Below are 20718 nucleotides of genomic sequence, written 5' to 3'. Positions count from 1 at the left end.
CGGCACACAGACGCCGACCAGGGAGAGATGGGGATGGGAGATGACGGGCACAAAAAAACCGGCATCTTTCGATACCGGTTTTCTTGAGTGTTTGGAGCGGGAAACGAGACTCGAACTCGCGACCCCAACCTTGGCAAGGTTGTGCTCTACCAACTGAGCTATTCCCGCTTTATTTTTTGAATTTTAACGTCTTTCGTGACGATGTTCAAGTGCCTTCTTGAACCGGTCGGTGGCGCCGATGCAGCCTGCCGACCAAAAAGCCCGATCGCCTCAAACCCGCGAAGCGGTCGTTCTTTCGGAATTTGGAGCGGGAAACGAGACTCGAACTCGCGACCCCAACCTTGGCAAGGTTGTGCTCTACCAACTGAGCTATTCCCGCCGAAAGAGATGCCCATTATAGACGACATCTCCGGGGCGTCAACCCCTATCGTCATATTTTTTTCAGTCGCCCTGCTTGGCGCCGCTCAGGCTCGGCCAGGCCGCGCGCAGATAGAGCACCATCGACCACAGGGTCAGGATGGCGGCGACATAGAGCAGCGCCACGCCGAGACCGTAGAGCCAGGGGCCGAAGATCGACTCGCGCAGGATGAGGATGGCGATCGAGATCATCTGCACCGTGGTCTTGATCTTGCCGAGCATGGAGACGGCCACCGCCGCGCGGTCGCCGATCTCGGCCATCCACTCACGCACCGCGGAGACGGCGATCTCGCGCCCGATGATCACCATCACCGGTAGCGCCATCAGCACCCGCGGGTCGGCCTGCACGGCGACCACCAGGGCCACGGCCACCATCAGCTTGTCGGCCACCGGGTCGAGGAAGGCGCCGAGCGGCGAGGTCTGGCTCCAGCGGCGCGCCAGATAACCATCGAGCCAGTCGGTCAGCGCCGCGGCACCGAACACGGCGGCGGCGGCATAGGCGGCCCAGGGGGCATCGACATAGAAGACGGCGACGAACACCGGGATCAGCAGGATCCGCAGCAACGTCAGCAGATTGGGGAGGTTCCACATAAGGTCAGGGTCCAGCGGCCTCGCGGTGGAGGGCATCGTAGATCTGTTGGGCCAGGTGCCGGCTGATCCCCTCGACCCCGGCGATGTCCTCGACACCGGCCCGGATCAGGCCGCGCATGCCGCCAAATTGCCTGAGGAGTCGCTGTCGGCGCTTGGGACCGATTCCGTCGATGCCTTCCAGCACCGAGGTGGTGCGGGCCTTGGCTCGCCGCTGGCGGTGGGCCGTGATCGCAAAACGATGGGCTTCGTCACGGATCTGCTCGATGAGATGCATGGCCGGCGAATCGCTCGGCAGTATAACGGGCGCCTCCCGCCCCAACAACCAGAGCTGTTCGGTGCCGGGGCGTCGGTCCGGCCCCTTGGAGACGCCGACCAGACAGTCGAGCCGCATCCCCAGCTCGGTCAGCGCGGCGGCCGCGGCGTTGAGCTGACCGCGCCCGCCGTCGATGAAGAGCACGTCGGGTTCGGGCGCCTCGCCGCGCTGCACCCGGGTGTAGCGACGGGTCAGCGCCTGGGCCATGGCGGCATAGTCGTCGCCCGGGGTGATACCCTCGATGTTGAAGCGACGGTAGTCGGACTTGCGCGGCCCCTCGCCGTCGAACACCACGCAGGAGGCCACCGTGCGCTCACCCCGGGTATGGCTGATGTCGAAGCACTCCATCCGGCGCGGCACGGCATCGAGCGCCAGCGCCTCGCGCAGCGACTCCAACCTGAGTCCGTAGCCGGCGCGACTGCCGAGCCGCGCGCGCAGCGCCACCTCGGCGTTGGCGCGCACCATCTCCAGCCAGCGCGCGCGCTCGGCGCGCACCCGCGACTTGATCCGCACCCGGTGACCGGCGTGCTCGCCGAGCGCCTGCTCGAGCAGCCCCTGCTCCTCGACCGACTCGCCGACGACCAGCTCCCCCGGGACCTCGTGCCCGGCATAGAACTGAGCGAGGAAGGCCGCGAGCACCCCGTCCGTCGCGGTCTCCTCGGGCACGCGCGGGAAGAACGCGCGGGTGCCGAGGCTGCGCCCGCCGCGCACGAACATCACCGCCACGCAGCTCTGCCCCCCGTCCTGCACGCAGGCGAGCAGATCGAGATCGCCGCCCTCGCCGCTGACGTACTGACGCTGCAGCACCTGACGCAGCTGCTCGATGCGGTCGCGCAGCTCGGCGGCGCGTTCGAACTCGAGCGCGGCGGCGGCGGCCTCCATCTCGGCGACCAGCTCGTCGATCAGCTCGGGCGCCCGCCCCTCCAGGAACTTGACGGTACGCGCCACGTCGGCGGCATAGCTCGCCTCGTCGACCAGCCCGACACAGGGACCGCTGCAGCGCTTGATCTGGTACTGCAGACAGGGGCGCGAGCGGTTGCGGAAGACGGCCTCCTCGCACTGGCGCAGGGGGAAGACCTTCTGCAGCAGCTGCAGCGTCTCGCGCACCGCCCAGACGTTCGGATAGGGGCCGAACAGCCGCCCCGCGCGCGGGCGCGCACCGCGGTGAAAGGTCAACCGGGGGAAACGGTCCTGGGTGGTGAGGAGGATGTGCGGATAGCCCTTGTCATCGCGCAACAGCACGTTGAAACGCGGCTGCAGCGACTTGATGAGATTGCTCTCGAGCAGCAGCGCCTCGCCCTCGGTCCGGGTGACGGTGATGGCGATGTCGGCGATCAGGCTCACCATCAACTGAATACGACGGTTGAGCTGACGGCTGCGACTGAAGTAGCTTGCCACCCGGCGTCGGAGATTCTTCGCCTTGCCGACGTAGAGCACCGTGCCCTCGGCGTCGAGCATGCGATAGACCCCGGGTGACTGGGGGATGCCCTGGAGCAGGCTCCGGGGATCGGATCGATTGGCGTCTGCTGCGACACTCATGCAAGGATTCGTCTCGTCGGCCCCGCCGAACGGGGCGGCATCGATTGATTGTGCGCGTCCTTGTCCCTGGGCCAGGCTCGACTCCAACATGGGGGCGATCCAGGCGATTGCGCGCCAGCGCGCGCCCCACCCCGCCCCCAGGCCCTGGACTCACTGCGCGAGGAGCGTTGGATGACAGAAGAGAATTCCACACCGCGCACCGCCGAGGCGGGCGCGAAGCAGGATCGGGACGCCGCCCTGATCGCCACCATCAGCCATCGTCTCGCCCGGGTCGCCGAACAGGACCCGGACGGCACCGAGACCCTGGTCAACAGTCTGGGGCGGGCGCTCGCCCAACTCGACCAGGGGCAGATCGGGATGCGCGAGCGCATCTATCTCGCCGAGATCCTCCAAGCCTTCGAGGACCTGGAGACCGACCCGCGCCAGCTGCGCACCCTCGAACGGCTCGCCGAGGACATGGTCGCCCCGATGCCGGAGCCGGGCGCCCAGGACAACACCCTGGAGTCGCTGTTCGAGGACCCGCTGCCGGGGCGCGTCCATCAGGCCCAGAAGAGATCCCCCGAGCCCGAGCCTCAACCCGAACCCGAGCCGCCACCGAGACCGCGGCCGACCCCGCCGCCCGAACCCGCACCGCCGCCCAGACCGGAGCCGGAGCCGGAACCCATAGCCGCCGTCCACGAACTCGACGACGACATTTGGGAGCGCACGCCCGCGCCCGCGCCGCCACCGCCGCGGCCCGAGCGACGCGCACCGCCACCACCGCCCGAGCCGGACCCCGAGCCCTTGGCACGCGCCGGCCGGGCACGTCCGCGGCCCGACGCCGACGGTCGCGCGTCTGGCACGGCCAGCGCGACGACACAGCGGCTCGATCCACGCGACCGTAAATGGTGGGAGAGACAGCTCGAGCGCGTCAAGCTCCAGGGCGCGGCCGCGCTCGGCGCGCTCGGCGGGGTATTGGTGCTGGTGATCGCGCTCGCCTGGTGGAACCTGGGGGGCGCGGTCGCCGGACTCGGCGCCGGGCTCAGCGACGAGCCGCTGCGCGCCATCCAGGGACTCGAGACCCAGGTCTCGGGGCTCCAGGCCGAGGTCCGGGCACTCACCGACGCGCTCGAGACCACCCGCGCCGAGCTGGCCGAGGCACGACGCGACGCGCCCGTCGACGACGGCGACGCCGACTTCCCCGACGAGACCTCCGAGACCCCGGCGCCGACCACCCCGACGCCGACCGCCGCGCCCGGACGGCGCGTCGCGCTCAAGGAGATCCGCTACACCCTGCAGCTCGGCGCCTTCCTCAGCGAGGAGCGCGCCGGGCGCTTCCAGCGCCAGCTCGCCGCCCAGGGGATCGACACCTGGCGCATCGACAGCGGCCCGGGCAGCGGCTGGATCGCCATCACCGAGGGCATCTACCCCGGCTGGACGCCTGCGGCCACCGCCCTGGCCAAGCTCCCCCGACCACTGCGCGACGCCGGCGCCTGGGTGCGCGAGCTGCCGGTCGGCACCGAGCTCTACACCGGGCGGCGCTGAGGCCGCCCGGCCCTCACCCCCGGCGTGACCGGGGGTCGAAGGGACGCAGCCGCTCGAGCAGCACCGGGGTGACGAAGAAGTCGGTGAGCAGCGCCGCACCGATCCCCAGCGCCACCAGCGCGCCCATGTGGACGAACATGTTCACCGTCGAGGCGAGATAGACGGAGAAGTTCAGCACCAGCACCACCGAGGTCAGCACCAGGGCGACGCCGACGCTGGTGAAGGTGCGCCGGATCGACTCGACGTAATCGCCACCGGTGCGCTGGTGCTCGAGCCGGGCATGGGCGATGAAGTGGATGCTGTCGTCGACCGCCAGCCCCAGCAGCATCGGCATGATGGTCACCGTCATGATGTCCATCGGGATCCCGCTCCAGCCCATGGCGCCACCGACGGCGAGCGCCGGGGCGACGTTCGGGATCATCGCGATCAGGCCGATGCGCACCCCGCCGAAGACCACCATCATCAACCCCCCGATGATCACCAGCGCCACCATGAAGGAGCCGAGCTGGCCCCAGGTGACCTGGTGCATCATGTAGGTGTACTGCGCGATCGAGCCGATCAGATACACCTTGGCGTCGGGGAACAACTCGGCGGCGCGGGCGCGGATACGCTCGAGCTCGCGCTCGGCCTCCTCCGAGTCGTAGTCGCTGACCTCGATCATCATCCGCAGTCGCTGGTAGTCGTAATCGACCCAGCGCGCCGCCTCGGTGCCGCCGGCGTTCTCGTAGAGCAACAGCAGCTGGGCGAGCAGCTGGCGATCCTCCGGCAGCCGGTAGTCGGCGTCGCCGCCGCCGAACACCGCCTGGTGCAGGTCCTTCACCACCAGGTTGAGCGAGGTCACCCGCTTGGTCAGCGGGAAGCCGAGGATCTCCTCGCGCAGCTGGTCGAGCTTGGCAAGGTTGGCCGGCTCGCGCGCCTTGTCCGGGGCGTCGAAGGCGATCGCCAGGTCATAGGCGTAGAGCGAGCCGACCTCGCTCTCGGCCACCGCGTTCATCCGCGCGATATAGGGCACCTGCAGCCCCATGGTCTCGCGATAGTCGAACGAGACGCGGAACTGACTGAGCCCGGCCACGCAGCCCAGGGTGAGCAGCAGGAAGACGGCGATCACCGCACGCGGACGGCGCAACACCCAGCCGCCGAAGGCGCCGAGCAGCCGCTCCAGCGCACGCCCACGGGGGCGATCTCCCGGACCCGCGTCCGGCGCCGGGGCGCGATCCCGACCGAAGCTCAGCAGCACCGGCAACACCAGCACCACCAGCGCCCAGGTCACCAGCACCAGGCTCGCCGCGGTGTAGCCGATCCAGTGGATCGGCTGCAGCGGGATGAGCAGGAAGGAGAGCATCGCCGCGGCCGTGGTCAGCGCGGTGAACAGCAGCGGCCAGCCGGTCTCCTCCAGGGCGTGGAGGATGGCCGCGCGGCGCGCGCCGGTGACGAGGAAGCGACGGCGGAAGTGGTTGATGACATGGATCGAGTAGCCGATCGACACCGCCATGCCGAGAAACAGCGGCAGGAACACCAGCGAGGGGTCGATACCGACGCCGAGATGGCCCTGCACCCCGAGCACCATCGCCATCGCCGCCGCCGCGGTGAGCAGCGGGAAGAGCACGCCCCACACCGAGCGCAGCGTCACCGCCAGGATCAGCGCGCTGACCAGCAGCGAGATCCCCAGCAGGCGCGGCGCCTCGGCGTTGAAGAACCGCTTCTTCTCGTAGTTGACCGCCGGCAGCCCCGAGACCTGCGGGCGCATGAAGGCGTACTCGGGCTGGGCGGCGATCTCGCTGCAGCTGCGCCCGACCTGCAGGTCCGGGCCCTCGCTGCGCGCGACCTCGCCATAGCCGTGGAGACGCAGCATCACCCAGGTCTGGGTGCCGTCGGCCGAGACCAGCCGATCGCGGATCGACGGGCGCGACATCGCCAGGGCGCGGATCTCGGCGAGCGCCGCGGCCGACTCCGGCACCGGCTCGGGGACCAGCTCGGTGATCTCCAGCCCCTCCTCGCTCCCGAGCATGAACTCCAGGTCGGTCAGCGACAGCACCTCGTCGGCATGGGGGACGCGACGCTCCAGCTCGGTGCCGAGCGCGCGGATGCCGCGCAGCACCTCGGGGCTGAACACGTCCTCGTGCTCGATCAGCACCGCGCAATAGTCGCTGTTGCCGAAGATGCGCTCGAAGTGGTCGTGGTCCTGACGCATGGCGTCGTCTTCGAGCAGCCAGTTGTCCGGGTCGACATCGCTGTGCAGGCCGCCGATCCCGGACACCGCCCCACCGAGACAGAGCCCGACGCCGAGCAGCACCCACAGCCGGCGGCGCAGCAACGCCTCGGTGAGCCGGCGAAAGCCGAGGTTGACGCGCTCGATCCTCAGCATGACGCGCTCCCCGTGGCGGCGCGGGTCAGAAGCTGTACTTGAGCTTGAGCCATAACTGATCGTTCTCCTTGTAGAAGGCGAAAGCCCCCTCCTCGCCGCCGAACAGGTCGAGCCCGAGACCGGCGTGGAAGCGATCGGTGACCGCGTAATCGAGGCTGAGGCGGTTGTAGTAGCCCTGCTCGTTGGGACGGACGAAGAGCAGGTTGCTGAATTCGAGGGTCTCGCGCAGCAGATCGGCGCTCAGCCCCAGGGTGAGCACCGGGGTATGGGCCTCGCTGGCCAGGCCCTGGCCATAGCCGGGGATCCAGGCGTCCGAGACCTGGGCGATCAGCGTCCAGTTGTTGCCCGGCGTCCAATCCAGCCCGAGCATCCAGTGCAGCAGGTCCTCGCGGCGCAGCGGGTCGCGCCAGTCGGCGGGCTCGAGGCGCTGCCCCTGGATGTAGACCGCCTCGCCACGGAACACGAAGCTCTGCCACGGACGGGCGAACTCCAGTCCCCAGAGGGTCAGACGATGGTGGCGCGGCACCAGGGTGAGGGCGCCGTCGGCGCCATACTCGCGATCGAGGCTCGGCAGGTCCTCCCAGGTGTGGAGGACGGAGACGGCGAGATCGAGCCCGGCGCCGTAGTAGGACCAGCGCGCGGCGAACACCCCCTCGTCGAGGGCGCTGCCGGGGCGCTCGACACCCGCGCGCGCCACCCCCTCGGGGACCGGGTCGGGCAGCGCCCAGACCTCGCTCGGCGCGCGTCCGGGCCGAAAGCGCGGCGACCAGATCAGCGTGATCTGGCTGGAGTCGTCGAGCCGGCGCAGCCGTAGCGCGTCGACCCCGAGCCGCACCTCGTCGAGCTCGCGGGTGAGCGACTCGGAGCTGTCCAGGGTCGAGACCCGGTCGACGATACGCAGCCCGTCGGCACGCCCCCAGATCACCACTTGGCGCCCGAGTCGCGCGTCCCAGCCGCGCCCGACCAGATCGAGATAGCCCTCGTCGAGCTCGATCCGGTTGCCCTCGAAGGCGAGATCACGCTCGGCGGTGATGCGCGCGAACAGCTGACGATCGCCCTCGCCGGCGTAGAGCCGCAGCCGCGCCCGGGCGCGCGAGCCCTGGGTGTCCTGGGGGGCGGCAAGCTGCAGCGCCTGATAGGTCTCGACGAAACCGTCCCAGCTCAGGGTGTCGAGCAGCTCGCCCGAGGCCGCCGGCGAGAGACAGCCACAGCACAGCAGGACGGCGACGAGACGGCGACACATCGACGGGAACGACACGGCGGGGTCAGCGCAGATGGCCGCGCTGGATCGCCGAGACCTCGAAGAGCGCGTCGCGCAGCCCGGTGTCGTGGGCGATCTCCTCGATGGTCATCAGCGTGCGGTGGTCCTGCTGGACGTTGTGCATCTCGGTGCGGAACTGCACCCAGAAGCCGTCCTGCCGGCGCGCCTCGAGCACCCGCAGCACCTTGAGCAGACCGCGGTGGTCGTAGAACTCGACCTTGATCGGCAGGTCGGCGTCCTTGCGCACCCACACCTGCTTGCGGGTATAGAACTCGTCGGCGGCCTTGGGCACCGACTCCACCACCCAGCAATCGTGCCCGTCGAGGCGTTCCTCGCCGATCAGTTGATGGGTGTCCTCCTCGACGCTGCGGTCGCCCAGGTCGTCATAGGTGAAGTCCGAGCCCATGAAGGCGTCGTTGCGCGACTCGCCCATGATCCGCCGCACCCGCTTGAGCGCGGGCAGATAGAGCCAGCGATCGTCGTCGCGAGCGATGTCGTCGTACTCCCAGGTGAGGAAGGCGGTGCCCTTGACGTCGGGCGGCGACTGCAGCGCCATCACCTTGCGGGTGTCCGGCCCGTCGTCCTTGGACAGCACCAGCATCCGCCGCACCCGGGTGCTGCCGTTGCTGTTGATCAGCTCCATCACCATGGTCGAGCGGCGATCCTCACCGTCGGGACGCTGATCGACACGGGTCATGATCTCCTCGCCGGTGGGGGCGGCGAGGGTCGTGGCGGCGGTGAGCGCGAGCGCGCCGGCGAGCAGGCGGGATAACAGTTGGGCGCTGGGCATCGATGGGGTCCTCTGATCGGTTTCGGGGAGGCCCCCAGCCTATGAGTCGCCCCGCCCCGACGCTCCCCGCATAGGGTCGCACGCTGACCCGATCTGAAGTTTTCCCGTCCGCGCCACAGAGAATCCCGATTCGGGCAGAGGCCGTCCCGTTGCGGTGAGCGGCGTTCTGCAACGGGCCTTTAACCTCAAACAATAATGATTCTCGAACACATTCTTAAGTAGATCGCCGGCGCGTCCCCGGAGCCCGGATCACAGGAGCGGATTCACCACCATGCAAGCCACCGAGTTGATGACCGAACTGGAGACCCTCGGGGTCGCGCTCTGGGCCGAGGACGGCAAGCTGCGCTTTCGTGCCCCCAGCGGCGTGCTCACCGAGGAGCGCATGGCGCACCTGCGCGCGCACCGCGACGACCTCCTCGCCCTGCTTGCCGAGCCGGCCACGGTCAAGGTCGACGCCGACCCGGCGCAGGCCCACGCGCCCTTCGGCCTGACCGACGTACAGACGGCCTATCTGCTCGGCCGTCACGACTCCTTCGGTTACGGCGGCGTGGCCTGTCACGGCTATCTCGAGGTGCTCTACCCCAGGGTCGAGGACCCGGCGTGCTTCGAGACGGCCTGGAACCAACTGATCGCACGTCACCCGATGCTGCGTGCGGTGATCGCCCCCGAGGGCACCCAGCGGGTGCTCGAGACCGTGGCGCACTACGCGCTCCGGGTCGACGACCTGCGCGCGCTCGACACCGCCGCGCGCAAGCACGCCCTCGCCGAGACCCGCGCCGCGCTCGATCACCGTCTCTACGAGACCACCCGCTGGCCGCTGTTCGAGCTGCGCCTGAGCCGCACCGAGGCCGGCGAGATCCTCCACGTCTCGCTCGACTCGCTGATCGCCGACTGGGCCAGCGCCGGCATCCTCTTCGACGAGCTCGACCGCATCCTCGCCGGCGAGGGCGAGGCGCTGCCCGCGCTCGAGATCGGCTTCCGCGACTATCTCGTCGCCGAGCGACGGATGCGCGAGAGCGCCCGCTATCAACGCGACCGTCAGTACTGGATGGCGCGCGTCGACGCCCTGCCGCCGGCCCCCGAGCTGCCGCTCCGGCACGACAGCGGCGAGGGTCCGGCGCGCTTCGCCCGTCATCACGCCCGGCTCGATGCGACGACCTGGGAGCGGCTGCGCGCCCGCGCCGCCGAACACGGCACCACCGCCACCATCCCGGTGCTCGCCGCCTACGCCGCCGTGCTCCAGCGCTGGAGCCGACACCAGGCCTTCTCCCTCAATCTCACCCTGCTCAACCGGCTGCCGCTGCACCCGCAGGTCGAGCGGCTGATCGGCGACTTCACCTCGGTGAGCCTGCTCGAGATCGCACCGCTCGACGGACGCGCGTTCGACGACTGGGCCGCGGCGATCGGCGAGCGGCTGTTCGCCGATCTCGACCACCGGCTGTTCTCCGGCGTCGAGGTGCTGCGCGAGATCACCCGCCGACGCGGCCGCGAGGCGGCGCTGATGCCGGTGGTCTTCACCAGCGCCATCGGGCTCGGCCGGGGCGAGCCGCCGCGCAGCGGTCGGCGCACCCTGCGCGGGCTCACCCAGACCCCGCAGGTGCTGCTCGACTGCCAGGTGATGGACGATCACGACGGGCTGGAGATCAACTGGGACGTGCGCCAGGGCGTCTTCCCCGAGGGCATGGTCGAGGACATGTTCACCGCCTTCACCAGCCTGCTGCGCGCGCTCGCCACCGAGCCGGCGCGCTGGCGCGACCACGACCCGGTGGCGCTGCCCGAATGGCAGCGCCAGGAGCGCCGCGCGGTCAACGACACCGCCGCCGCGCTGCCCGAGCGGCTGCTCCACCAGGCGGTGTTCGAGCGCGCCGCCGAGCAACCCGGGGCGAGGGCGCTGATCGACGCCCGCGGCACGCTCGACTACGCCACCCTGACGCGCGCCGCCGGCGCCGTCGCCGAGGCGCTGCGCGCGGCCGGTTGTCGACCGGGCGAGCGGGTCGCGGTGGTGATGGAGAAGGGGCGCGAGCAGGTCGTCGCGGTGCTCGGCGCCCTGCTCGCCGGCGCCGTCTATGTGCCGATCGACATCACCCAGCCGGCGCTGCGCCGGGCGCGGATCATCGAGCGCGCCGATGTCCGACTGGTGCTCACCCAGTCCTGGCTCGCGCTCGACAGCGGTTGCACGGAGATCGCCGTCGACACCCTGGCGCCCGCCGCCGAGGTGCCGGTGTGTCCCGCCGGCGACCCCGACGCGCTCGCCTACGTGATCCACACCTCCGGCTCGACCGGCGAGCCCAAGGGGGTGATGATCAGTCACCGCGCCGCCTGCAACACCATCGACGACATCAACCGCCGCTTCGGCGTCGACGCCGGGGCGCGGGTGCTCGGGCTCGCCCAGCTCGGCTTCGATCTCTCGGTCTACGACCTCTTCGGCACCCTCGGACTCGGCGCCACCCTGGTGCTGCCCGACCCGGCGCGCGGCGCCGACCCCTCGCACTGGGCCGAGCTGATCGCCCGCCACGCGCTGACCCTGTGGAACTCGGTCCCGGCCCAGTTGCAGATGCTCGCCGGCTACCTGGAGAGCGAGCCGCGCGCCCTGCCCTCGCTGCGTCTGGCGCTGCTCTCCGGCGACTGGATCCCGATCACCCTGCCCGAGCAGCTCGCCCGGCTGCTGCCCGATCTGGCGCTGGTCTCGCTCGGCGGCGCCACCGAGGCGGCGATCTGGTCGAACTATCACCGCATCACCCGGGTCGACCCCGACTGGACCAGCATCCCCTACGGTCGACCACTGGCCAACCAGGGGCTGCGGGTGCTCGACGCCGAGCTGCGCGACGTCCCGGTGTGGACCCGGGGTGAACTCTATCTCGGCGGCGCCGGGCTCGCCCGGGGCTATCTCGGCGATGCCGAGCTGACCGCGGCGCGCTTCATCACCCACCCGCGCGACGGCCAGCGGCTCTATCGCACCGGCGACCTGGCGCGTTACCGCCCCGGCGGCGAGGTCGAGTTCCTCGGTCGCGAGGACGGTCAGGTGAAGCTGCGCGGTCATCGCATCGAACTCGGCGAGGTCGAGAGCGCGCTGCTCGCCCATCCCGACGTCGGCGCCGCCGCGGCGGTGATCAGCGCCCCCGGCGCGGGCGAGCGCGCGCTGCTCGGCTTCGTCGAGTGCGCCGCCGTCGAGCGTCCCCCCGAGGACGATCCCGAGCCGCTGCGCCGCGCCGTGGCCCGCTTCGCCGAGCGTCAGTGCGCGCCCCCACCGCGACTCGACGAGGCCAGCGCCGAACTCGAGGCGGCGGCGCGTCAGTCGATGCTCGCCGCCCTCGCCGCCCGGGGGCTGTTCGCCGACACCGAGAGCTGGCACGCCTTCGACGAGATCCTCGAGCGCGCCGCCATCGCCCCGCGTCACCACTGGCTGACGCGCCGCTGGCTCGACCTGCTCGAACGCGGTGGCTGGCTCGAACGCGCTCAGGACGCCGAGCGCTACCGCCTCGCGCGCCCCTTCTGCGCCGATGCCGCACCGGCGGCCTGGACACGACTGCGCGAACACCACGGCGCGGTCTTCTCCTCGGCCTTCATCGACTATCACCTCGCCCATGTCGAGCGGCTCCAGGCGCTGCTCGAGGACCGCGCCGATCCCTTCGCCCTGCTCTTCCCCGAGGGGCGACAGGAGACCGCGCTGGCGATCTATCGCGACGACCTCGCCGCGCGCTACAACAACCAGGCCGCCGCCGCACTGATCAACCGCGTCGTCACCGGGCACGACGAGCGCCATCCGCTGCGCATCCTCGAACTCGGCGCCGGCACCGGCGCCACCACCGCCGAGGTGCTGGCGCTGCTCGAGGGCTACCCGGTCGACTATCTGTTCACCGACATCAGCCCCTTCTTCCTCGGCGAGGCCCGGCGGCGCTGGGGCGAGCGCGCGGGGATGCGCTTCGCCCGCTTCGACCTCGACGGCGATCTCCGCGCCCAGGGGCTGGCGCCCAACGGCGCCGACCTGATCCTCTGCGCCGGCATGCTCAACAGCGTCGCCGACCCCGAGCGCGCGCTCGATGCCATCGTCGAACTGCTCGCCCCGGGCGGCTGGCTGGTATTCACCGAGCCGACCGAAGAGCTGGCCCACGTGATGCTCACCCAGGGCTTCATGATGAGCCCGCGGGACGACGGCGCCGGACGCTTCCTCTCCCGCGAGCGCTGGCGCGCGCTGATCGAGTCGCGCGGCGGCGCACTCGCCGTGGAGCTGCCCGAGGCGGCCCACCCCCTCGCCTGCCGCGGCATGGCGGTGTTCGCCGCGCGCTTCAAGCGCGAGCGCCGCGCCCTCGACCTCGACGACCTCGCCGCCACCCTCGCCCAGCGACTGCCGGCGCCGATGCGCCCCGCGCACCTGCAGATCCTCGACCGTCTGCCGCTCAGCGCCACCGGCAAGATCGACCGCAAGCGCCTCGCCGGACTGCGCCCGGCACCGCTGACCGACGGCGACGAGCACGCCGCGAGCGACGCGCGCGCGCCGGACCCGCTCGAGACCGAACTCTGCGCGATCTGGGCCGATGCCCTGGGGATCGAGCGGATCGCCCCCGAGGAGAACGTCTACGATCGCGGCGCCGACTCGCTGATCCTCGCCCGGGTCGCCGGACGGCTGCGCGAGGAGGTCGACGCCGCCGCGCCCTTCGCCTACGACACCCTGCTGCGTCAGATGCTCAACGAGCCGACGGTGGCCGCGCTCGCCGCCGCGCTGCGCGCCAGCCCCGAGGCCGAGCCGGCCGCGGCGCCGGTGGCGCAGCCGGACCGCGCGGCGGCGAGCGCCGAGAGCAACGCCCGGCTGGTGTCCTTCGGCGGTGGTGATACGGGTCCGCTGCGGGTGATGTTCCACGCCGCGCTCGGCACCCTCGACTACTTCCAGCATCTCGGGCGCGGGCTCGCCGCCCAGCGGCTCGGGCCGGTGGTCGGCATCGCCGTCGCCGACGTCGAGCGCTATCTGGCCATCGACACCCCGGCGCTGATCGAGACCGTCGCCGCCGATTACGCCGCGCGGCTGCGCGCCACCGGCCACACCCGCTTCCAGCTCGTCGGCTACTGCCTCGGCGGGCTGCTCGCCACCGAGACCGCGCGACGGCTCTTCGAGCAGGGCCTGGAGGTGGTCGACCTCACCCTGGTCGACAGCATCCCGATGTTCATCGACACCGACGAGGAGCTGGCCTTCGAGGCGATCTTCGTCCCCAACCTCAACCTCGATCCGGTGGCGGCGGTGTTCGGCGAGCAGGTCGAGCCCGAGCAGCTCCATCGCGCCATCGCCCGGCTCACCGACAACCCCGAGCGCCGGGTCCCGGCCGGGGCGATGGCCGCGCTCTCCGGCGACCCCGGACTGGAGGCGGTGGCCGCGGCGGTGCGTGCCCGCGAGGCGATCGACCAGGAGACCCGGCTCGCCGGCTATGCCAGCGCCGCCGCCGCCCAGGCCGGGCTGCCGGTCGGCCCCGAGCTGGTCCCGGCACTCTTCCGGGTGTGCCGTCACAGCATGCGCGCGGCGCGCTTCGACCCGCCGCCCTATGTCGGCGACATGACCTTCCTGCGCTGCCGCGAGCAGCAGTCGTTCGGCATCGCCGCCGGGGTCGGGCATCTCGCCGCGCCCTTCTGGCAGGAGGTCTGCCTCGGCGAGTTCCGGCTGATCGACGTCGCCGGCAACCACTTCAGCGTGATCGAGCCGCCGCACGTCGAGCAGGTGCTCGACCATCTCGGCGCCGCGCTCGGAGCGCAACAGTGAGGGTCGGACTGCTCGGCGCCAGCGGCGAACTCGGTGGCGTCGCCGCCCGCGTCCTGCTCGATGGCGGACTCGACACCCTGCGTCTCGGCGCACGCGATCGGCGCCGCGCCGAGACGCTGGCCGCCGAGCTGCGCCGACGGGCGCCGGGGGCGCGCATCGAGACCCGCGCGGTCGATCTCACCGAACCGGCCTCGGCGCTGGCCTTCGCCGCCGACTGCGGGGTGCTGGTCAACTGCGCCGGTCCGGCCCGCGACACCAGCCGCCCTGCCGCGCTCGCCGCCATCGCCGCCGGGGTCGATCTGGTCGACGCCAGCGCCGAGCCGGGGATCGCCGCGCTGTTCGAGCGCGCCCCGGCGCGCACCGCGCTGCTCGGCGCCGGGCTCCAGCCGGGGTTGACCGGGCTGCTGCCACGCTGGCTGGCGGGGCGGGGGTTTGCGCGCGTCACCCGGTTGCGCAGCTATCTGCGGGTGTTCGACCGCTTCACCGCCACCGCCGCGACCGATTTCCTCCACGCCACCGACGCCGGCTGCCTGCCGCTGGCGGCCTGGCGCTCGGGACCGCGCGGCGGCGCGCTGGCGCGGCGCAGCGCGGTCGAGCTGCCCTTCTTCGACGCCCCGGCGACGCTGCTGCCCTATCTCGATCAGGAGGCGATGGCGCTCGCCGGGGCGCTCGGGCTGGAGCACGGCGACTGGTTCAGCGTGGTCAGCGCGCCCCAGGTGCTCGACGCCTTCGACCGCGCCCCCGCGCTGGAGCCGGAGGCGGCACGCGCGGCGCTCGAACGCGCCAGCGCGCTCGACCTGCTCGGGCGTCGCCCGCGCATCCAGCTGCTGGTGGAACTCGCCGGACGCGACCCGGCGGGACGGGCGCTGACCCGCTGCGCCCTGGTCGACGGCGTCGGCAACGCGACCGTCAGCGGCACCCTGATCGCCCTCGCCGCCCAGGCGGTCGTTGCCGGCGCGCTCACCCCCGGCGCGGGCTTCGCCGCGCTCGCGCTCGACCCCGAGGCGATGCTCGCGGGGCTGCGCGCACAGCGCGCGATCGAGCCGCCGCAATGGCTCGACGGCGGGGTCGAGGACCTCGCCGTCATCGAGGAGGGCGCGCTGTGACCCTGTTGCCGAGTCAGCAACGGCTGATCGACGCCATGCCCCGTCCCGCCGCGCCCGAGGCCCTGGCCGCGGCGCTGGCACGGCTCGAGGTGATCAGCCTTGCGGCGATCCTGCGGGTGCTGATCGAGCAGCGCGCGCTCGTCGCCGAGACCGGGCGCGATGCCGCCGCGGTCGCCGCCGCGCTCGGCGCCGCGCCGCGTCACGTCTGGCTGATCGGTCGCTGGCTCGCCGTGCTCGCCGCGCGCGGCCTGATCGTGCGCGACGGAGCGGGCTATCGCCGCGCCGCCGAGACAGCGCCCGAGGTCGCCACCGAGGCGCTCGACGCGGCCTATGCCGCGCTCGGCTTCCCGCCGGGGATGGCTGGGCTGCACCGGCTCGCGCTCGGCCATCTCGTCGACCTCGCCCGCGACCGCACCGGCCTGCCCGAGCTGGTGTTTCGCAACGGCGGCGATCTCGCCGACCTCGGCGCCTATCAGCGCAACCACTTCACCGCCGCGCTCAACGCCGTCTGCGCCGAGCTGGTGGCGCTGCGACCACGCCGGGTGGTCGAACTCGGCGCCGGGCTGGGACACACCACCGAGGCGGTGCGCGCGCGCCTCGGCGCACTGCCGCCGGATTATCTGTTCACCGACGTCTCGCGCCTGTTCACGCTGGCCGCGGAGCGCCGTCACGGCGTCGACACCGCGCTGCTCGACATCGACCGCGACCCGCGCGAGCAGGGCCGCGCGCCCGGCTCGGCGGCGCTGGTGCTGGCCACCAACGTGCTCCACAACGCCGTCGACGCGGTACGCGCCCTCACCCACATCCGCACCCTGCTCGCCCCCGGCGGCTGGCTGGTGTTCAGCGAGTCGGTCGACGACAGCGCGGCGACGCTCGGCGCCATGCAGTTCCTGCTCTCGCCCGCACCCGGCGCGCCGCGCCCCGGCAGCGGCGACGAGCGTGCACGCGAGGGACGGGTGTTCCTCGACACCGCCGGCTGGCGCCGCGCGCTCGAAGGCGCCGGGCTGGCGATCCATTCCATCCTGCCCGAGGAGGACGACCCGCTGGCCCTGGCCGGTCAGCGGCTGTTCATCGCGCAGGCCCCCGAGGAGTCCGCATGATCCGCTCATCCACCCTGTTCGCGGCGCTCGAAGCCGCCGCCACCTCGCCGCGCCTGATCGTCGACGGTCACGTCTGGAGCGGCGCCGCGCTGCTCGAACACGCCGCGCGGCTGGCCGCGCGGCTCGCCGCCGACGGACTCGGCGCCGGTCGGCATCTCCACTGGCGTCCCGACGACCCGGCGCTGACCCTGCAGGCAGGGCTCGCCTGTCTGCAGCTCGGCGCCGAGCTGCGACTCGATCGCCAGGCGCCGCCGCCCCCGGACCCGGCCGATCTCGCCGGGATCGAGCCGCTGCAGACAGCGCCGCCGGACACCGCGATCACGCACCCCGGCCCCTGGTTCGGCGCACCGCGCATGCTCGCGCTCCAGGAGACGCCCGCGGCGCTCGCCCTCACCGCCGCGCTCGCCTGCTGGCAGCAGGGCGGCTGCGTACTGTTGCTGCCAGCCGACTGTGCCCCGGCACGCGCGCTCGGACTGCTCGAGCGCGACCGGGTCGATCAGGCGCTGATCGCGCCGACCCGGCTCGACGCGCTGACGGCCCACCCGGCCGCCGCGCTGGCCGATCTCGATGCCCTCGAACGGCTGTTCTGCCCGCTTCTCGACCCCGGCCAGAAAATGCCGTCACAGCAGCTCGGCGTCGACTGCATGTCACTGGTCGAGACCGGCGATGGCTGGACGATCGCCACCCCGACGGCGCGACTGGAGGCTGAGGCGCGCGCCCTGCCCGAGCTGGCCGAGGCGGTCGCACTCGAGCGCCCGGGGACGACACCGCGACTGGTCGCGGTCCCCGCCCCGGCGCGCACCGCCCTCCCGACCCTGCCCGAGGACCGGGCGATCGACATCGGCATGACCGCCGACGACCTCGATCACGCCGTCGCGCTCACCGAGCGGCTCGCCCGGATCGCCCTCGACTCGATGCTCAACGCACTCTGGCGCGGCGGTCTGTTCACCGATTCCGAGACGACCCACGCCCCCGGCGAGGTGCTGCGCCGGGCCGGGGTCGCCCCCGCCCATCGCGCCCTGGTCGGGCGCTGGCTCGAGGTGTTGCGCGCAGAAGGGCTGCTGGCCGCCGAGGCCACAGGCGCGCTGCGCTCGACCCGCCCGCCGAGCGCCTACGACGATGCGGCGCTCGCCACCGCCTGGACGGCGATCGAGGAGGCGTGGCGCGACTGTCTCGGCAGCGCCGAGACCATCGTCTACGCCCGCGACAACGCCGCGCGCCTGCCGGCGCTGCTGCGCGACGAGCACCGGGCGGTGCACCTGCTCTTCCCCGAGGGGCGCACCGAGCGCGCCGCCGCGCTCTATCGCGAGTCGGTCGTCGGTCGCTACCAGCACCGCGCCATGGCCGAGCTGGCAGCGTGCATCGCCGCCGCACACCCGCGCGGGCGGGCGCTGCGGGTGCTCGAGGTCGGCGCCGGCACCGGCGCGACCACGGAGCAGGTGTTGCCGGCGCTCGCCGGGTACGCGGTCGACTATCGCTTCACCGACGTCTCCGCCTTCTTCCTCGATCGTGCCGCCCCCCTGCTCGCGCCCTATCCCTGGGTGCGGCGCGGCCTGCACGACATCGACCGCGACCCCGCCGAGCAGGGGCTGGCCGCGGCGCGCTTCGACCTGATCCTCGCCGGCGGGGTGCTCAACGCCGCGCGCGACACCGACGCCTCGGTGCGCTGGCTCGGCGAGCTGCTGGCCCCCGGCGGCTGGCTGCTGCTCTCCGAGCCGACCCGCGAGGAGTATTGGGTGATGGCCTCGCAGGCGCTGATGCTCAGCGAGGCGAGCGACGCGCGCGCCGACGCGCGCGCCACCTTCCTCGATCTGGCGCAGTGGCGCGCGGTGCTCGACGGCGCCGGGCTCGAGCGGGTGCGCGAGCTGCCCGGTCCCGATCACCCGCTCGATCGGCTCGGTCATCGGGTGTTCGCCACCCGCCGGCCAGTGGCACCAGCGAGCGCCGCGACCCTGGCCGCACGACTCTCCGCACCCTGCGATCTGACGCTGGTCGCACACCTGCCGCGCACGCCCTCGGGCGCGATCGACCGCGCGCGGCTGGCGCGAGAGACCGCGATCGAGACGGAGGCCCACGCATGAGCACCAGCCACCCCGCCAAGGTCGTGGTCGCCGGCACCGGCTTCGGTCGTGTCTATCTCGATGCGGTGCGCTCGGCGCCCGAGCGCTACACCCTCGCCGGCATCCTCGTCCGCGGCAGCGACTACTCGCGGGCGCTCGCCGGCGAGCTCGGCGTGCCCTGCTACACCGATCCCGAGCAGATCCCCGGGGATGTCGCCATCGTCTGCGTGGTGGTGCCCTCGGGGGCGACCGGCGGGCCGGGCGCGGAGATCGCCCAGCGGCTGCTCGCCCGTGGCGTGCACGTCCTCCAGGAGCACCCGGTGCACGCCACCGAGATCACCGCCTGCCTGCGCGCCGCGCGCGCCGGCAACGCCGCCTATGCGGTCAACACCCTCTACCCCAACCTCGCGCCGGTGCGACAGTTCATCGACACCGCCGCGCGGCTGCGCGCCCAGCAGCGCATCCTCTGTGTCGACGCCGCCTGCAACAGCCAGGTCAGCTACCCCTTGCTCGACCTCATCGGTCACGCCCTCGGCGGGCTGCGGCCCTGGTCGTTCACCGACTGCCCGCCGCCGCCCGGTCAGCCGTTCCGACAGCTCTATGCCGAACTCGCCGGGGTGCCGGTGACGCTGCGCGTGCACAATCAGGTCCACCCCGAGGACCCGGACAACCACGGGTTGCTGATGCACCGGGTGTCGCTGTTCTGCGAGGGCGGCGTGCTCACCCTCGCCGACACCCACGGCCCGGTGCTGTGGAACGCGCGGCTGCACGCGCCGCGCGAGGCCAGCGGTCGGCTGCGCCTTGCCGGTCCCGGCACCGAGCGGCTCGACACCCCGAGCACCAGCCTGATCGACGGTCTGCCGACGCCGACCTTCCACCACATCTTCGCCCACACCTGGCCCGATGCCGTGGTGCATGCGCTCGATGCGCTGCGCGCCGACATCGCCGAGCCGGGCAGACGCGCGCGTGCCGGACGCTGGGCGCTCGACGTCTCGCTCGCCTGGCGCGAGCTTGCCTCGCGGATCGGCGTCCCCGAGCTGATCCGCCCCGATCCACCCCGCCCCGTGGCGCTGGAGACGCTGCTGGGCGAGCCTTGCGAGGAGCCGCGATGAAGACCCGTTGCAGTCATGTCCTGGTGCGGGTGAACGACCTGCACCGCGCCGTCGACGACTACCGTCGGCTCGGTTTCCAGGTCGACTACGCCACCCCGCGCGAGCGCGCGCAGCACGCCCATGTCTGGTTCAGCGACGGCCCGGTGATCGAGTTGCTCACCACCCCGGCCAACGCCCGCTGGTTCAAGTGGCCGATCGACCTGATCGCCGGGCGTGGCGCGGGACGGCGGATGATCGGCTGGAGCGCGCGCGGCGAGGGCTTCTGCGACCTCGCCGTGGTCACCGACTCGGGGCTGTTCGACGCCACCCGCAAGACCCTGTGCGCCGCCGGCATCCCGATCGGTCGCGCGGTACGCTGGCGCCGACGTCGCGCCGACGGAAGCGAGACCCGCTTCAGCTTCGCCTATCCGCGCGACCCGGCGCTGCCCTTCATGGTCAGCCCCTACCAGCCGCGCCAGCACCCGGCGACGATCCGTCATGCCAACGGCGCCAGCCGTCTCAGTCGGGTACGGCTGGGCGCGCCCGTCGAGCGTCATGCCGAGATCCGCCGCATCATCGGCGATGATCCGACCATCGTGCTCGAGGATGCGCCGAGCAGCGGGGTCAGGACGATCGAACTCACCGGCCTGACCGAAACGCTCGACCCCGCGCTGCTGCACGGCGCGACAATCCGGGCGGCATCGGCCGAACAGGATTGCAAATAAGATTAATTCTTGTTTACGATACTCCCCCATCCCCAACAGGGTCGTGCCCGCGCCGTCCACCGCGATCGCGTGGGCGCTGCCCGTGTCGGC

At 72.0% G+C, this 20718-nt stretch carries 12 protein-coding genes and 2 tRNA genes; 7 read left to right on the top strand and 7 right to left on the bottom strand.

Going from position 1 to position 20718, the window contains the following annotated elements; genetic code table 11:
- Positions 1-92: 92 nt before the first annotated feature.
- From EDC29_RS12165 to uvrC, 4 genes are all read right to left on the bottom strand, one after another.
- Positions 93-168 (bottom strand) — tRNA-Gly (locus tag EDC29_RS12165).
- 135 nt (positions 169-303) lie between these two features.
- Positions 304-379: transfer RNA gene (locus tag EDC29_RS12160), tRNA-Gly, on the bottom strand.
- Positions 380-441: 62 nt separating this feature from the next.
- The gene (pgsA, locus tag EDC29_RS12155) at positions 442-1008 is read right to left on the bottom strand and encodes a CDP-diacylglycerol--glycerol-3-phosphate 3-phosphatidyltransferase (protein ID WP_132230063.1); all 567 of its coding nucleotides are present in this window, start codon (positions 1006-1008) and stop codon (positions 442-444) included.
- A 4-nt stretch (positions 1009-1012) separates the two neighbouring features.
- Positions 1013-2860 (bottom strand): excinuclease ABC subunit UvrC, encoded by a 1848-nt coding sequence (gene uvrC, locus EDC29_RS12150; RefSeq protein WP_123140936.1) that lies wholly within the window; start codon positions 2858-2860, stop codon positions 1013-1015.
- A gap of 171 nt (positions 2861-3031) precedes the next feature.
- On the opposite strand from uvrC, the gene EDC29_RS12145 reads away from it, so the two are divergent.
- Positions 3032-4384, top strand: coding sequence for an SPOR domain-containing protein (locus EDC29_RS12145; RefSeq protein WP_132230061.1), 1353 nt, complete (start codon positions 3032-3034; stop codon positions 4382-4384).
- Positions 4385-4397: 13 nt separating this feature from the next.
- Here the strand turns inward: EDC29_RS12145 and EDC29_RS12140 are convergent, their stop codons facing one another.
- From EDC29_RS12140 to EDC29_RS12130, 3 genes are read right to left on the bottom strand one after another with little or no spacing between them, the layout of a single operon-like run.
- Positions 4398-6749 (bottom strand): efflux RND transporter permease subunit, encoded by a 2352-nt coding sequence (locus EDC29_RS12140; RefSeq protein WP_132230059.1) that lies wholly within the window; start codon positions 6747-6749, stop codon positions 4398-4400.
- Positions 6750-6774: 25 nt separating this feature from the next.
- Complete coding sequence (locus EDC29_RS12135) at positions 6775-7992, bottom strand: DUF1302 family protein (RefSeq protein WP_165913508.1); 1218 nt, start codon at positions 7990-7992, stop codon at positions 6775-6777.
- Between the two features lie 22 nt (positions 7993-8014).
- Positions 8015-8800: an outer membrane lipoprotein-sorting protein gene (locus EDC29_RS12130; protein WP_062273607.1), complete on the bottom strand. Its 786-nt coding sequence runs from the start codon at positions 8798-8800 to the stop codon at positions 8015-8017.
- A 271-nt stretch (positions 8801-9071) separates the two neighbouring features.
- On the opposite strand from EDC29_RS12130, the gene EDC29_RS12125 reads away from it, so the two are divergent.
- The 6 genes from EDC29_RS12125 to EDC29_RS12100 are packed head-to-tail and all read left to right on the top strand — an operon-like array spanning position 9072 to position 20628.
- Positions 9072-14546, top strand: coding sequence for a non-ribosomal peptide synthetase (locus EDC29_RS12125; protein WP_132230055.1), 5475 nt, complete (start codon positions 9072-9074; stop codon positions 14544-14546).
- On the top strand, positions 14543-15652 hold the full coding sequence (locus tag EDC29_RS12120; protein WP_165913507.1) for a saccharopine dehydrogenase NADP-binding domain-containing protein: 1110 nt from the start codon (positions 14543-14545) through the stop codon (positions 15650-15652). The genes EDC29_RS12125 and EDC29_RS12120 overlap by 4 nt, the downstream gene beginning before the upstream one ends.
- Entirely contained in the window at positions 15649-16752 is a 1104-nt protein-coding gene (locus EDC29_RS12115) for a class I SAM-dependent methyltransferase (protein ID WP_165913506.1), read from the top strand. The genes EDC29_RS12120 and EDC29_RS12115 overlap by 4 nt, the downstream gene beginning before the upstream one ends.
- Entirely contained in the window at positions 16749-18833 is a 2085-nt protein-coding gene (locus tag EDC29_RS12110; protein WP_132230049.1) for a methyltransferase, read from the top strand. Before EDC29_RS12115 ends, EDC29_RS12110 begins: the two co-directional genes overlap by 4 nt.
- Positions 18830-19924, top strand: coding sequence for a Gfo/Idh/MocA family oxidoreductase (locus tag EDC29_RS12105; protein ID WP_132230047.1), 1095 nt, complete (start codon positions 18830-18832; stop codon positions 19922-19924). Before EDC29_RS12110 ends, EDC29_RS12105 begins: the two co-directional genes overlap by 4 nt.
- On the top strand, positions 19921-20628 hold the full coding sequence (locus EDC29_RS12100; RefSeq protein WP_123140926.1) for a VOC family protein: 708 nt from the start codon (positions 19921-19923) through the stop codon (positions 20626-20628). Before EDC29_RS12105 ends, EDC29_RS12100 begins: the two co-directional genes overlap by 4 nt.
- The last annotated feature ends 90 nt before the right edge of the window (positions 20629-20718 follow it).

The organism is Marichromatium gracile, assembly GCF_004343155.1.
Taxonomy (GTDB): domain Bacteria; phylum Pseudomonadota; class Gammaproteobacteria; order Chromatiales; family Chromatiaceae; genus Marichromatium; species Marichromatium gracile.
Note: the sequence above shows the minus strand (reverse complement) of the source record. Positions and strands in the feature narration are given on the sequence as shown.

Excerpts from the sequence above, each read along its gene's own strand:
- pgsA (WP_132230063.1), bottom strand. The coding sequence starts at position 1,008 with ATGTGGAACCTCCCCAATCTGCTGACGTTGCTGCGGATCCTGCTGATC.
- uvrC (WP_123140936.1), bottom strand. The coding sequence starts at position 2,860 with ATGAGTGTCGCAGCAGACGCCAATCGATCCGATCCCCGGAGCCTGCTC.
- EDC29_RS12145 (WP_132230061.1), top strand. The coding sequence starts at position 3,032 with ATGACAGAAGAGAATTCCACACCGCGCACCGCCGAGGCGGGCGCGAAG.
- EDC29_RS12140 (WP_132230059.1), bottom strand. The coding sequence starts at position 6,749 with ATGCTGAGGATCGAGCGCGTCAACCTCGGCTTTCGCCGGCTCACCGAG.
- EDC29_RS12135 (WP_165913508.1), bottom strand. The coding sequence starts at position 7,992 with ATGTGTCGCCGTCTCGTCGCCGTCCTGCTGTGCTGTGGCTGTCTCTCG.
- EDC29_RS12130 (WP_062273607.1), bottom strand. The coding sequence starts at position 8,800 with ATGCCCAGCGCCCAACTGTTATCCCGCCTGCTCGCCGGCGCGCTCGCG.
- EDC29_RS12125 (WP_132230055.1), top strand. The coding sequence starts at position 9,072 with ATGCAAGCCACCGAGTTGATGACCGAACTGGAGACCCTCGGGGTCGCG.
- EDC29_RS12110 (WP_132230049.1), top strand. The coding sequence starts at position 16,749 with ATGATCCGCTCATCCACCCTGTTCGCGGCGCTCGAAGCCGCCGCCACC.
- EDC29_RS12105 (WP_132230047.1), top strand. The coding sequence starts at position 18,830 with ATGAGCACCAGCCACCCCGCCAAGGTCGTGGTCGCCGGCACCGGCTTC.
- EDC29_RS12100 (WP_123140926.1), top strand. The coding sequence starts at position 19,921 with ATGAAGACCCGTTGCAGTCATGTCCTGGTGCGGGTGAACGACCTGCAC.